This window comes from Hydrogenobaculum acidophilum (assembly GCF_054656715.1).
Window position 1 is genome coordinate 68,605 of the sequence record NZ_BAAHXP010000001.1, and the last position, 12,534, is coordinate 81,138.

Sequence of the window (12,534 nt, forward strand, 5' to 3'; positions counted from 1 at the left end):
ATTTTTCTAAATTAATTTTTAGATTTTAAAATCCTAAAAAATTAAAACCTTATCTGCCTCTAAAGACTTCTGAGCAAATTCGCCAGCCGGTACCACACCATCTAAGAGTGGTATCAATTCATCCTCTTTTAGACCTGAAGAATCTATAGCTTGCTTACAAGAATAAAGCTTAACACCGGCGGCTTTCGCATCTTTCATAAATTCATATACAGATTTTGGTTTTTGACCTGCCACACAGGAATCTCCACCTGGATATATGGACTCTGGAATACCTTTTCTTATCAAATTTGTGCCATCCATATTAAAAAATATTTCCACTATTGCATCGTTAGAAGCCATGAGAGCACCTATGAAAAACGGCGTAGCGCATCTGTGAGGAGTTTTAGGACCGCTTGTCATAAGTATCAATATTTTTTGACCTTCTGCTTCCATCATGAATTTAACACCTTCCTTACCTCTTCTTCAGATGGTACTCCTACAAAAGTTAACTTGCCATTTATGATAGTAGATGGCACACTTCTTACTATCAATTTTTTCGCCCAAGCTCTACCTTCTGGTTGGGCAACATCCAACACTTCATATTTAAATCCTAACTCAGCCTGTAATTTTTGATAAAGAGCGTCCGCATCTGGACACGTGGCACACCACTGAGAAACTAAAAGTATAACATGCTTATCAGAAGCTGCCATACTACGTACACCTCATGCAAATAATATCTTCTCTATCAATATACTCTTTCATTTTCCTAACGGCTTCTTCGCCTGTAACTAAATCTTTCAAATCCCTTTCTAAATTAACCGGCTTTAATGTAACTATCCACCCTCTTCCGTAAGGGTCGTAGTTTATTATATCAGCCTGCTCCAACAATTCTTCATTTCTTTTCACCACTTCACCTTCAACTATACATGGAATAGGACCTGCCCATTTACCACTTTCCAAAGAAGCCACTGGCTTCCCTTTTGGTATTTTTTTACCCACATCTTTTATGCGTATATGCAAAAGTTTGCCTGACCTAGTTTGCCCAACATCCGTCAAGCCATAAGTAACATTGCCATCCGGTTCCAACCTAATCCAAACTTGATTTTCTATATCATAATATAAGTTTTTAGGTATCAGACAACCGTTATGATCAACTATGTTCTCATCTACATTACCATGTAAATCCATGTTTTCCACCTCTAGAATATATGCCCCCATAAAAAAGGGGGCTCTATTTAATTTATTTTATACCAAACCGTATCTTTTTAGCACTGGTAATGGATCTGATAGATTGTCCTTTAGCTTCACTTCGGAAGCGCTTCTTCCTAAAGCTATACCTAAAAGCTGCGTAAAATATACGGCTGGAACATCAACATCTGGTACTCCTTTAAGCATAAGTCTATGTCTGTACATCTCTAAAGAGGCATGACACAATGGACATTCGGTAGCTATAACATCTGCACCATTTCTTTTGGCATTTTGAAGTATCATCATAACAAACTTTTCAGATACTGATTCATCAGACAACGAGTGAGGACCACCGCAGCATTGAGTGTGCATAGGCTCAAATTCTACGCTAGTGGCTCCAGCAGCTTCCAAAAGCTTATTTTGAAAGAATGGATGTTCATCATCATCGGCCGTAGCTCTTCTCATAGGTCTATCTTTATCTAAATCCTGACCACCGGCATGAGAATAAGTCCTGGCGTAAAAGTGTGGTCTTGTATAAAGACACCCATAGTAGTTTGCCACTTTTAAACCTTTCAAAGGTTTCTTGGTCTTTTCTTTTATCTTCTCTGGTCCAGCTTCTTCATATAACCACTCTAACGCATGATAGGTCTCTGGTACCACATCCAGCGGATCTACACCACCCTCTCTTAACAGCGCATTAGTTTTTGTGAATACCGAGTTATCGGTAGTTAAAAAGTACCAGGCTCTTTGTAAAGAAAACGAACAACCATTACAAGGGGCTACAATTACCTCGTGTCCTTGTTTTCTTGCCAAGGACATATTTCTAGCATTCATGAGTATGGTACCCCAGAAAGTTACGTTCTTAGATTCCATAGCACCACAACAATTGTAATCTTTCAAATAGTCAAGCTCTAAACCTAAATCTTTAGCCACTAGTCTCAAAGATACATCGTAAGCTCTAGCAGCACCTTCTAGAGAGCATCCTGGATAATAAGCCACATTCTTACCAATAACACCCATGTAAAACCTCCTTTAGTGAGTCATTATACCTTCTTCTCTTATAACTCTTTCCAAAACTTGCTTAAATCTGTTCCAGTTTTGAGTTCTAGGATGTATAAGCATATGTTTTGCGTTAAGTATCAAGAAGTCTATATTCATACCTTTGAGCGGTTTAATCGCCAAGCTTTTCAACCAATCTGGCAAACCACCCGCAAAAGGTATAGGTTTTTTGAGTATAGGATCTTTCATTACGCTATAGCCCTGTTTTTCCATCCATCCAAACAATAGCTCGCCATCTTCAATACGACCGTATTCTATAACGCTTTCGGTGAAGAACTTATCAAACTTCTTGGATGGATACTCCTCTATAAGACCTCTTTTAGACATCTGGTTTACTATGACTTTTAAAACTTCTTCCACCAATACGCCTTTTGGGCATCTATGCGTACACTTATGACAAGATACACATCTCCATATCACATCAGCCCTTTTCTGAAGCTCGTCCAGCATCCCTAATCTAGCCAAGTATATAAAATGTCTTGGATTGTATTTCTCGTCCCAATAGTTGTGTACAGGACAGCTGGCTGTACAGTAAGAGCACTGATAACACTGGTTTATGGTTTTGCCTTGGGGGTGATTTATTATATCTTTAGCAAAATCTAGATCATAATCATCTATCACCCTAGGCAATATAATAAGGTTCCAGTCCCCAGAGGCATCTACACCGTCTATTACTATTCTGTCCTTCTTTAAAATACGCTCTTGTTCTACAAGGCCACGTTCATGAATAGCCATAACAACCTCCTAATCAATAGGTAAAAGTTACTTCATCGTCTCTTAAAACACCAAGCAGACGTTTCGCTATAAAATCTGCCGGTGGGAAAAAACCTTTAGCACTATGCATCGTAGATAACGTCATATAGTCTACATAAGTGCCGTAAATCATAGCTAGGAATATATCTACAAACAAAAACCCTCTAACTCTTATACCGAATTCTAGAAGCTTTTCATAAACTTGTACATATGTCTGATAAAACTCTTCGTACGTAGAACCATACATTTCTCTACCATGACCATTAACTGGGGCTTCTTCTTTTAGAAACACTATAGCCCCACTTTCAGACTCTGGGTCCCATATCCAAGATGTAAATAGTATATAGTCCTCTGGAAATGTAAAATGTAAGATTTCAGCAGCTATATCTCTTGCGTTTTTCTTGCTTACACCTCTTATGATACTGGTAAAGTTGTTTACTCTTTGCTCCCAGGAGTCTGCTTTAGCGTATAATAAATCACTAATAGCTTTTTTTAGGTTGTTTATGCCGGTTTCTTCCACTATTTTATTTCTAAATCTTCGCGCCGGATACATCCTATAGAATATATCTAAAAGCGTATCTTTATCTAAAGAAGCTAGTCTATCTTTTGAAAATGCTTCTTTAAAGATGTTAGACTTTTCTAACACCCTTGAATAAAACTCTTGGGCTAACTCTTCACCATCACCCAATATTTTGATAAGATAATCTCTAACTAAAAAATCATCAAGAGGGGCCGCTTTAAACCCCTCGTTTGGCTTAAGATTGCTCATTACACACTCACCTTAGCTCCTACAAAAGCTATTGCTTCTGCTGCAGCCGCTTCGCCTTCAGACATGGAAGATTCTATATCTATAGGGCCCTTACAAGCACCTGCTATAAATATACCTTCTTTGTTAGATATGATATTAGAACCCGAGTTGTCTGAAGGTATTAAAAACTTATTGTCCTGGTCTTGGTTTAAACCTAGTATTTTAGCAACTTTTTTCGTACCTTCTGATGGTTCCATTCCAAGCACCAAAACCACCAAGTCCATTGGCACTTCAGAAGGTCTTTGAACTATGGTGTCTTCATGCTTTACCACAAGTCTTCCATCAGATGGTCTAAATGTAATTTCAGCTATCCTACCTCTTACGTATCTAACGCCTGCTTTCTCTTGAGGAGCCCAGTAGAATGGATACTCCCAAGTACCGTAAGTTCTAACATCCATGTAATAACAAAATACATCGACATCTGGATAGTGTTCTCTTATCTCTGTACCTTGCAAGCCCGATAGAGCACATCCGTACCTACAGCAGTGTACATTTGTTACTCCAAGCTGTCTATCTCTAGAACCTACACAAAATACAAAAGCTACGCGTTTTGGCAACTGTCCATTTGATGGTCTATAGAGCTTTCCTTGACGAGAAAACATCTGCTCTAGCTCAAGGTTTGTTATTACATCAGGGAAAAGTCCGTAGCCTAACTCTCCCTTTCTTCTTGGATTAAAATGCTGGAAACCGGTGGCTACTACTATAGCACCAGCCTCAACGGTTTCACCATTTGACAACTTCACTTTGTAATTTCCAGGAGTACCTTCACAGGCTTCTACCTCTGTGCCAAGTTTCACCTTCACGTTTGAGTTTTTAGTTACCTCATCAATCACAGGACCTAACACTTGGGAGGGCTTCAACTTTCTTGGAATTAAGGTGTGATAGTCCTCTAATATCGGTCTACCACCTAGCTTTTGTTCTTTTTCCACCAAAATGGTAGGCACACCCAATCTACCAAGAGTTTTAGCTGCGGATATACCAGCTGGCCCGCCACCTATTACCAATACATTTTTAGACATATATAACCTCCTAAAGGTTTATTAAGATCTAAACAATACTTTATCTGCTGTTGCACTAGCTCTTGGCTTACCATCGGATGTTCTGCTATATGGCTCGTATAGGTCGTAGGTTTTAAAGAATTCTTGAAGCTCATCATATTTTCCTGCTTTATCTAGCTCATTGATATACTTCACGGTATCTTCCCATTCTTTTCTTAGCTCTTTCCAGTTGGTTATACCCATCTTTTCCAATAGGGGTTCGTAGCTTGAGCAGTTCCAATATAGTTGGACTATCTTGTATGGGTGAGCACCGCAGGCCAACGCTGAAAACATAACATCTGACATCACCGCCACTGGATAGTACATATCGTGGGCTTTACCTATCCATTGATTCTTTTCAAAAGTTGTCGTACAACCAGTATCGTGAGTTACTATAAGGTCTGCCTTAGCGTCTTCATATATTACCTTCAATTTTCTGTTTATAGCAAAAGATCTCGTAAACTCTCTCTCTGTCAATATATGCCTAAATCCAAAACCACAACAGTCATACCATGTATAGTAATCTGCTATGATAGCACCAAGCTCTTTTACCACAGCTGTTGAAGCAGCAGGTCTTTGGCCTCCATATATTTCTGGATCATACACATAATCATCGGCTATCATCTTCCAAACGTGGCAAGCGTTGTGTATAGCAACTCTTACGTTGGATACATCTATACCCTTTGGTTTGCCTTCTTTCTCGTATAGCTCTTTAATTTTGTATCTATTGGCATGAACCCATTCTGAGTAGTGCACTACTTCTTGAGGGATTACCAACTCTCCGTTTGGGCCTAAGCGGCCAAGTTTTTTAAGTATAGGCCTTACAGCATCTCTCAACTCTTTGTTCATTATAAGCTGCTCTCTAGTTTCTTTATAAGAGCCAAACGATGTACCACAGTGGATTAAAGGATAATAACCAGTTTTCCAAGCTTGATGCATATTTCTTAGCCATACAGCGGCTAGCGCTACGGGGTTTGATGTACCAGAACCATGATAGTTCCATGCAGTACAAGAAGTTTGATGTGGCTCGTTAAGATAATCATATCCAAACTTATTCATAAACCAGAATATAGAAGCTGGATAACCAGGAATGTTGCCACATTGTCCACAAGATTTATGATGCCATAGTTTATTTGTAGGTACAGTCTTTATACGTCCGGTTCTTGTATAAACCTCTACAGGTTTATGTTCATCTGTTATCCTGTGTATAAGGATTTCTCCCTTTGCTTCCAATTCTTCCATGCGCTCAAAAATCTCATCGTAGTGAGCATGGTTATTTTGAATTGGAAATTTGGTCTTGTCATATCTAAGTAAACTCATAATACTAACCTCCTAAAAAAATTTTTTTGGCACAACGCCAAAAATTGCGTAAAATTATTCTTCCTGCATATCTTCCCAACGCTCTTCATTTTCCTCTACCATATCCATAATAACGTTGTAGAGGTTGGGGTCTATTTTTTCTAGCATATCAAATATACCAGTTTCTCTCCATATGCTGTAAAGCTCTATAGCAGTTTGAAGAGATACTTCCCAAGCGGTTTTAACTGATTTGCCCACGTCAAATGGTATAGCCATACGCTTTGCACGGAGATTTTCCATATTGTCAGCCATTTTTGGTCCCCAGTCTGGGAAAAAGTCTGGCTGTAACATGTCGGCAGATAATTGGTTACCAGTGGTCATAACCTTTAAAAGCACACGACCGTAAGGTTTGAGAAGGTCTTTAGTGGCGTCAAAGGCGTTTCTAACAGCTACTTCTCTCATTATAGCCACTAAACCACCAGGGTTGTTTACAAACGGGCACCTTATCCAACAGGTAAAACACTGAGAGCAAGCCCATATGTATTCGTGCATCATATCGTAAAGCACTTCTACATCATCTTCTAAGAATCTTTGGACTATCTCTCTAGGTGAATAATCAAAAAATCTATTAGATGGGCACGACGCTGTGCAAACACCACAGTTTAAACACCCAAAAATATACTCATGATAGCGAAAGTCTGACTTGACTTCCTCTACAATTCTAACCTTCTCTTCCCATGGCACATCTTTTGTCTTCTGTGATATGGGAAGATTGTATCCATAAGCGTGTCCATCCATAACAAATACCTCCTTAAAGAGTTATAACGGCGTACTCACCGCTCATTACCTTATCTAAGAATGCAGCACCGCCTATTATGCCATCGCAGAGCTCTGTGTTTACGTCTTCTCTCTTATACTCTTCTGTTAAATCTAAAGAAGGTACGCAAAGATATACCTTTACTCCGGCATCTTTAGCCATTTTTATAAAATCATATACCGTTTGCTCTACGCCTGGTCTTACCTTAACCTTCTTAGCGTTGTCCTTCATGAGCAAGAAGCCTGCTTCTGATGTAATCACCATCTCCACTTCAAAATCCATCGTCGTTGCCGCTGTTGCTAAAAAGAAAGGAGCACCTGCTTGAGGATTTATAAGCTCACCAGTTACAGCATCAGCTCTTTCAAAAAATGGTACAGTCAAAATATAAAATACAATCTTTTCAAATCCATTAGGTACCGCCATAAATCTCTCCTTTAATAAGTTTAATCCTAAAATCAAAAAAATCAATTAAGATTTGCTTATAAGAATATAATAAAAATCTTATAAGCTTCATACAAAGAGTATAAAGATTAACATTCTTCATTTAAAATCCTTATATAAAAAGACTGATTGGTTTATCAGCTTCTAATATAAAATCATACAATGTCATAGCACCACCAGGTGGCTCTAAGCCATCTATTAAGTCTTCATATTTGTAACCAAAAAGGTCCATCGTCATTTGGCAAGGAATCATCTTCACGTCCGCTTCTTTACACAACTGCAACAACTCTGGTATGGAAGCTACACCATGTTCTTTTATAGATTTCTTCATCATCTCTGTCATCAAATCCGTCATTCCGGGTATTACACCCATGAGTTGTGGAGGTCCTGGTATAAAGTTTGACACGCTTTTAAGAAAAGGAAATTTTTGTTCCATAGATGGCGGGAAAGCCATAGGCATAGCAGGATTTCCAACAGGGGCTAGTTTCAGCTGGTTCATCTTTTCTTTATGGATGATGTTAAGACCATAAAATGTAAAGAATATAGCTGTTTCTAATCCCATAGAAGCTGCTACAGATGCTAGTATAAGCGGTGGATATGCCATATCTAATGTGCCTTTTGTGGCTATTATGGCTACTCTTTCCATTTTTTAACTCCTTATTTCTTCTTAAGGTAAAATATAATTTTTCCACCTTCTTCTACAGTTTCCAAAAGCTCATCACCGGTTCTCTTACAATACGCTGGTATATCAGCTTTTGCGCCTGGGTCTGTAGTAATAAGCTCTAAAATTTGACCAGATGACATTTCTGCCATTTCCTTTTTTGTTTTAAGTACTGGTAGCGGACAATTAAGACCAGATGCATCTAATGTTCTGTCAGCTTTTACAGCCATGTAAAATACCTCCTAACAAGTTTATTTTATTATTTTAACCTTTATTTTATATTTTTAGTATTAAGATTTTATTAAAAAAAAATTAATTTTTTTTATAATTAGGCAAGGCCCCTTTGTTTCAAAGTATCCTGATAAATTCTCTTATAAAGGATGTTCCACTCCGAGGTGCCTTCCACAATCTTCTTTGAATAACTCTTTATACGCATACGAACTTCTTTTTCTATTTCTTCTTCCTCTTTAGCAGCTTCTATTAGTATCGAAGACACAACCTTTCTTATTTGCGGTATATCTTCAAAAATTTCTATATTTGGATCATTTTTTATGAGATCCCTTATCCTATTTGTAATTTGATTCATACGCTCTCTTGGTTTTGTTTCTATTTTCATTTCCTCCGCAAGCTTTGTCCTTATAGTTCTATAAGCGGTTCTATAGTCTATATTTTCTTTTTCTATATATGATAGTTGTTCTTTCAATATCTCCTTTGCTTTTTCGTCAAGGTTTCTTTCTTCTTCATCAGCTTCTTTAAATATCGCTAAAAGTTGCCTTTTAAACATGTCCACATCTTCTACTTCAATATATTTTTCCGTTAAAAGCTCTGATACCAACTTATTTATAATTCTATCTACCAACCTTTCTGGTAATCTCACCTTTTACTCCTTGTCAGGCTTTTATTTTTGGGCTAAAATGCTTTGCTATATTTATAAAAGTTTCTGCCAACTCTCTTTTTTTCTGCCACTCTGATATCTCTTCAGCAGTCTTTGCATCGGCTAACTTCCTTGTGGCTTCCTCAAACATTTTTTTGTATTCTTCTAAGTCTATATTACCTACTGGTATCGCTTCTTCTGTTAAGATTATAACCTTATCCGGCGTTATGTCTGCAAAGCCGTGCCCTATCGCTATACCATTTTTATCATCTTTGTTAAAATAAACTAATCCCGGTTTTACTTGAGTTAGAAGAAGCATATGATTTTCCAGTACCCCCATTTCCCCATCATAGGCTGGTATATTGACAGATTCTACTTCTTCAGTATAAACTACACCTTTTGGCGTCACTATATCAACTTTTAACATAAAAGCCTCCATATCATAAGATTATATTATACCAGAATATTTTTTGTAAAAAAATTAAATTATGCTATAATAGATGTATGGATATCAATAAAAACCAGTGTAGCGTCACTTTTGACAAGAAAGAGTTTGACGATATAATATCAAAAGCTAAAAATACCACAGAGTCAAAATCCATACTACCTATACTCTCTAATTTTCTTATAGAAATAGAGAACTCTCGATATTTTGTAAAAGCCACAGACTTAGAAAACTATATAAAAATAGAAGGTAAAGCAGAGCAATCGGATGTTAGCTGTTTGCTTTGTGTAAATTCTAAAAAGTTAAGCGATATAATAAAGAGTCTTTCATCCGCCACTTTCACTATAACGCTTGTAGAAGACGATGCAAATAAAAGCCGTTATATTCAAATACAAAGCGGAAGAAGCAAGTTTAAGCTCACATTGGCAGAGGCTTCCGAGTTTCCGGCTTTTCCAGAGATAGAAGAAGATATGATATCAAACATAATATTAGGCTCTTTACTCTTAGAAGGGCTAGAGAGGACTGACTACGCAGTGGCAAAAGAAGATACAGCAAACCCAACTCTCACAGGCGTTAACGTTATATTTGACAATCAAAATGGTAAACCCTCAATAGAGTTTGCCGCCACAGATGGCAACAGGCTGACTGTATTTAAGAGACAATATCCTCAAGATGAGACAAACCAAGAACTTACCCTAAACAACATGTCTTTTACAATACCTAAAAAAACCGTAAAAATCCTTAAAACCATAGTGAACAAAGCCTCTTTTGTAAACGTTTATTATAAAGCTGGAAGTTCTTTTCTTATCTTCGAAGATAAAATTACCGGATGGACTTTGTTTAGTAGGCTTTTAGAAGGAGAGTTTCCAGACTACAAAATGTACATTGAGCACATAGAAAGACCTATAAACGCAAAAATACCAAGAAAAGAGTTAAGAGACATGATAAAAAGACTCTCTTTTAGCACAGAAGGTAGCGTAATACCCATAAAGTTGACGTTTTCTGACAACATTTTAATAGGAGAAACATCGGACAGGGAATTTACAGAAGGAAGGGACGAGATAGACATAGATTACGTAGGGGATGCCTTTAGCGTAGACTTAAACGCCAGATATCTCAAAGAAGCCGTGGATTATGCCCCTTCTGATTATATAAACATATCCACCGATGACCCTATGAACGGCATATTGGTTTCTTGCGGCAATTTAGAGGAAGAAGGTTTTTACTACGCTTCTTTAATAATGCCTTTTGGATAATGTTAAAAGCTTAAAAAACTATGGAAAACAACAGCATACTTGAAGAGTTAAGGTTAAAAGAAGGTGATACGTGGCGTATCTTCAAAATACTAAGCGAGTTTGTAAGTGGTTTTGACACGCTTTCTCATGTAAGTCCGGCAGTAACATTTTTTGGAAGCGCAAGGTTTGATGAAAACAACTTCTACTACAAAAAAGCCTATCAACTTAGCTATGAGTTTGGAAAAGGCGGTTACAACGTAATAACCGGTGGCGGTCCTGGTATCATGGAAGCAGCCAACAGAGGTGCAAAAGATGCGGGCGTTATATCCGTTGGTTTAAACATAAAGCTTCCAAAAGAACAAAAACCAAACCCTTATCAAACCCTATCTATGAGCTTTGAGTATTTTTTTGTAAGAAAAGTTATGCTTATAAGATATTCCATCGCTTACTTAGTATTTCCAGGCGGTTTTGGTACAATGGATGAGTTATCGGAGGCTCTAACCTTGATACAAACAAAGAAAAGTCCAAAGTTTCCGCTTATTCTTTTTGGTAAAGAGTTTTGGGAGGGTCTTGTGGATTTTTATAAAAACACCCTCATAAAACATGGCACGATAGATGAGGAAGATTTATCTCTTATACATCTCACAGACGACATAGATGAAGCTATATCTATAGTAGACAAACACCTTTTAGAAAAGATAAAGATTATGGAAGAGCAAAAAGAAGATGTATCAAAAGTAGAAAGATACAAAAACACCGCCAAGATAAGAGGCTTAAGATGATAAAGTTCATACACGTTGGGGATATACACGCGGGCAAACATCTTAAGCACAAATTACGCAACGACGATGCAGAGTATGCTATATCTCAGATTATAGACTTTGCCAAAAAAGAACCTTTAGATTTTATCTTATTGGCAGGAGATATATTTGACCAATACAATCCAGATACAGAAGCTATAAAAATAATATTTGATTTTATGGTAAGAGAGTTAAACGCCTTAAACGTACCTATAGTAGCCATTACAGGAAATCACGATAGCCACGCATTCTTTGAAGGATATAAAACGCTTGCAAAGTACGCAAACATGCATCTTTTTATAAAACCTTCCTCTACGGACTACGTGATAACCATAAAAGATACAAACATAATATGTGTACCATATATCTCTCCCAAAGTCATAGTAAAAATATGGGAAGAAAATGCAACTTCGGATTACGCACATAAAGTAGAAAATTTCATAAACACTATCATCTCAAAAGCCCCAAAAAACAAATTCAACATAATGGTTTCTCATATGATGGCAAAAGGGGCAATAGCAACAAAATCAGAAAGAGAAGCCACAATAAGCGATTTTTACGCTATAAGCCTAGACAACATACTGAGCCTAAAAGAGCTAGATTATGTGGCGCTTGGACATATCCATAAGTATCAAAAAATAAGTACATCCGCAGAAGCTTATTATACGGGCTCTTGCTATCAGATAGATTTTAACGAGGAAGGCCAAGAAAAATACTTTAACTTTGTTATATTGGAAGAAAACGCTGTGGCAAAAGTAGAAAAAGTAAAACTGGATTTAAAAAACCAGCTTAAGACCTTTAAAGTGAACGCCAACAATTTTAATGTAAAAGAGATAGAAGATGTTAAAGGATATGTTCGCGTTATAATAGAAGATAGCATTGATAATACAAAAAACTTAGAAAATATGCTAAAATCAGAACCAATAACAAGCAAAGTTATAGATATTAGAAAAAGCACCTATGAAAAGCCCAATTTAGAAGTAGACCTTCACACCATAAAAGATAGACTCATAGACTTTTATGAAGAGTATTATAAAGCAAAGTACAAAGAGGACTTGCCAGAGGAAATAAGAAAAGCATTTTTAGAGTTGCAATACAAAGTAGAGCATCAAGACGCTTAACAATAAAAACAACGATT

17 protein-coding genes are annotated in these 12,534 nt (G+C 37.2%); 3 read left to right on the forward strand and 14 right to left on the reverse strand.

Annotated features, from left to right (window positions below; all coding sequences use genetic code 11):
- Positions 1-33: 33 nt before the first annotated feature.
- From ACYQZV_RS00400 to atpC, 14 genes are all read right to left on the reverse strand, one after another.
- Positions 34-435: a DsrE family protein gene (locus tag ACYQZV_RS00400; RefSeq protein WP_459892050.1), complete on the reverse strand. Its 402-nt coding sequence runs from the start codon at positions 433-435 to the stop codon at positions 34-36.
- Positions 432-689 carry a thioredoxin family protein gene (locus ACYQZV_RS00405; RefSeq protein WP_015419659.1) on the reverse strand — a complete coding sequence of 86 codons (258 nt, stop codon included), beginning with the start codon at positions 687-689 and terminating at the stop codon, positions 432-434. Before ACYQZV_RS00405 ends, ACYQZV_RS00400 begins: the two co-directional genes overlap by 4 nt.
- Before the next feature lies 1 nt (position 690).
- Complete coding sequence (gcvH, locus tag ACYQZV_RS00410) at positions 691-1,167, reverse strand: glycine cleavage system protein H (RefSeq protein WP_459892052.1); 477 nt, start codon at positions 1,165-1,167, stop codon at positions 691-693.
- Between the two features lie 57 nt (positions 1,168-1,224).
- Positions 1,225-2,187 carry a CoB--CoM heterodisulfide reductase iron-sulfur subunit B family protein gene (locus ACYQZV_RS00415; RefSeq protein ID WP_459892054.1) on the reverse strand — a complete coding sequence of 321 codons (963 nt, stop codon included), beginning with the start codon at positions 2,185-2,187 and terminating at the stop codon, positions 1,225-1,227.
- Positions 2,188-2,199: 12 nt separating this feature from the next.
- Positions 2,200-2,961, reverse strand: coding sequence for a 4Fe-4S dicluster domain-containing protein (locus ACYQZV_RS00420; protein ID WP_459892056.1), 762 nt, complete (start codon positions 2,959-2,961; stop codon positions 2,200-2,202).
- Positions 2,962-2,974: 13 nt separating this feature from the next.
- Complete coding sequence (locus ACYQZV_RS00425; RefSeq protein ID WP_459892058.1) at positions 2,975-3,748, reverse strand: hypothetical protein; 774 nt, start codon at positions 3,746-3,748, stop codon at positions 2,975-2,977.
- Positions 3,748-4,806, reverse strand: coding sequence for a CoB--CoM heterodisulfide reductase iron-sulfur subunit A family protein (locus ACYQZV_RS00430; RefSeq protein ID WP_459892060.1), 1,059 nt, complete (start codon positions 4,804-4,806; stop codon positions 3,748-3,750). Before ACYQZV_RS00430 ends, ACYQZV_RS00425 begins: the two co-directional genes overlap by 1 nt.
- Before the next feature lie 21 nt (positions 4,807-4,827).
- Complete coding sequence (locus ACYQZV_RS00435; RefSeq protein ID WP_459892062.1) at positions 4,828-6,144, reverse strand: heterodisulfide reductase-related iron-sulfur binding cluster; 1,317 nt, start codon at positions 6,142-6,144, stop codon at positions 4,828-4,830.
- Between the two features lie 54 nt (positions 6,145-6,198).
- Positions 6,199-6,921 carry a 4Fe-4S dicluster domain-containing protein gene (locus ACYQZV_RS00440; protein WP_015419666.1) on the reverse strand — a complete coding sequence of 241 codons (723 nt, stop codon included), beginning with the start codon at positions 6,919-6,921 and terminating at the stop codon, positions 6,199-6,201.
- 13 nt (positions 6,922-6,934) lie between these two features.
- Positions 6,935-7,363, reverse strand: a complete 429-nt coding sequence (locus ACYQZV_RS00445; RefSeq protein ID WP_459892064.1) for a DsrE family protein — start codon at positions 7,361-7,363, stop codon at positions 6,935-6,937.
- Positions 7,364-7,493: 130 nt separating this feature from the next.
- A complete protein-coding gene (locus ACYQZV_RS00450) occupies positions 7,494-8,027 on the reverse strand; it encodes a DsrE/DsrF/DrsH-like family protein (RefSeq protein WP_459892067.1) in 534 nt (177 codons plus the stop codon).
- Positions 8,028-8,038: 11 nt separating this feature from the next.
- Positions 8,039-8,272, reverse strand: coding sequence for a sulfurtransferase TusA family protein (locus ACYQZV_RS00455; protein ID WP_012514127.1), 234 nt, complete (start codon positions 8,270-8,272; stop codon positions 8,039-8,041).
- A gap of 98 nt (positions 8,273-8,370) precedes the next feature.
- The gene (locus ACYQZV_RS00460; protein ID WP_459892069.1) at positions 8,371-8,919 is read right to left on the reverse strand and encodes a DUF507 family protein; all 549 of its coding nucleotides are present in this window, start codon (positions 8,917-8,919) and stop codon (positions 8,371-8,373) included.
- Between the two features lie 13 nt (positions 8,920-8,932).
- On the reverse strand, positions 8,933-9,343 hold the full coding sequence (atpC, locus tag ACYQZV_RS00465) for an ATP synthase F1 subunit epsilon (protein ID WP_459892071.1): 411 nt from the start codon (positions 9,341-9,343) through the stop codon (positions 8,933-8,935).
- A gap of 77 nt (positions 9,344-9,420) precedes the next feature.
- Between atpC and dnaN the strand changes: the two genes are divergently transcribed.
- The 3 genes from dnaN to ACYQZV_RS00480 are packed head-to-tail and all read left to right on the forward strand — an operon-like array spanning position 9,421 to position 12,517.
- Positions 9,421-10,617: a DNA polymerase III subunit beta gene (dnaN, locus tag ACYQZV_RS00470; RefSeq protein ID WP_459892074.1), complete on the forward strand. Its 1,197-nt coding sequence runs from the start codon at positions 9,421-9,423 to the stop codon at positions 10,615-10,617.
- 20 nt (positions 10,618-10,637) lie between these two features.
- A complete protein-coding gene (locus tag ACYQZV_RS00475) occupies positions 10,638-11,378 on the forward strand; it encodes an LOG family protein (protein ID WP_459892076.1) in 741 nt (246 codons plus the stop codon).
- Positions 11,375-12,517, forward strand: coding sequence for a metallophosphoesterase family protein (locus ACYQZV_RS00480; RefSeq protein ID WP_459892078.1), 1,143 nt, complete (start codon positions 11,375-11,377; stop codon positions 12,515-12,517). The genes ACYQZV_RS00475 and ACYQZV_RS00480 overlap by 4 nt, the downstream gene beginning before the upstream one ends.
- Positions 12,518-12,534: the final 17 nt, after the last annotated feature.

Coding starts and splice junctions, on each gene's coding strand:
- ACYQZV_RS00405 (WP_015419659.1), bottom strand. CDS start 689: ATGGCAGCTTCTGATAAGCATGTTATACTTTTAGTTTCTCAGTGGTGT.
- ACYQZV_RS00440 (WP_015419666.1), bottom strand. CDS start 6,921: ATGGATGGACACGCTTATGGATACAATCTTCCCATATCACAGAAGACA.
- ACYQZV_RS00445 (WP_459892064.1), bottom strand. CDS start 7,363: ATGGCGGTACCTAATGGATTTGAAAAGATTGTATTTTATATTTTGACT.
- ACYQZV_RS00455 (WP_012514127.1), bottom strand. CDS start 8,272: ATGGCTGTAAAAGCTGACAGAACATTAGATGCATCTGGTCTTAATTGT.
- ACYQZV_RS00400 (WP_459892050.1), bottom strand. CDS start 435: ATGATGGAAGCAGAAGGTCAAAAAATATTGATACTTATGACAAGCGGT.
- gcvH (WP_459892052.1), bottom strand. CDS start 1,167: ATGGATTTACATGGTAATGTAGATGAGAACATAGTTGATCATAACGGT.
- ACYQZV_RS00475 (WP_459892076.1), top strand. CDS start 10,638: ATGGAAAACAACAGCATACTTGAAGAGTTAAGGTTAAAAGAAGGTGAT.
- ACYQZV_RS00420 (WP_459892056.1), bottom strand. CDS start 2,961: ATGGCTATTCATGAACGTGGCCTTGTAGAACAAGAGCGTATTTTAAAG.
- atpC (WP_459892071.1), bottom strand. CDS start 9,343: ATGTTAAAAGTTGATATAGTGACGCCAAAAGGTGTAGTTTATACTGAA.
- ACYQZV_RS00415 (WP_459892054.1), bottom strand. CDS start 2,187: ATGGGTGTTATTGGTAAGAATGTGGCTTATTATCCAGGATGCTCTCTA.
- ACYQZV_RS00480 (WP_459892078.1), top strand. CDS start 11,375: ATGATAAAGTTCATACACGTTGGGGATATACACGCGGGCAAACATCTT.
- ACYQZV_RS00450 (WP_459892067.1), bottom strand. CDS start 8,027: ATGGAAAGAGTAGCCATAATAGCCACAAAAGGCACATTAGATATGGCA.
- dnaN (WP_459892074.1), top strand. CDS start 9,421: ATGGATATCAATAAAAACCAGTGTAGCGTCACTTTTGACAAGAAAGAG.
- ACYQZV_RS00425 (WP_459892058.1), bottom strand. CDS start 3,748: ATGAGCAATCTTAAGCCAAACGAGGGGTTTAAAGCGGCCCCTCTTGAT.
- ACYQZV_RS00430 (WP_459892060.1), bottom strand. CDS start 4,806: ATGTCTAAAAATGTATTGGTAATAGGTGGCGGGCCAGCTGGTATATCC.
- ACYQZV_RS00435 (WP_459892062.1), bottom strand. CDS start 6,144: ATGAGTTTACTTAGATATGACAAGACCAAATTTCCAATTCAAAATAAC.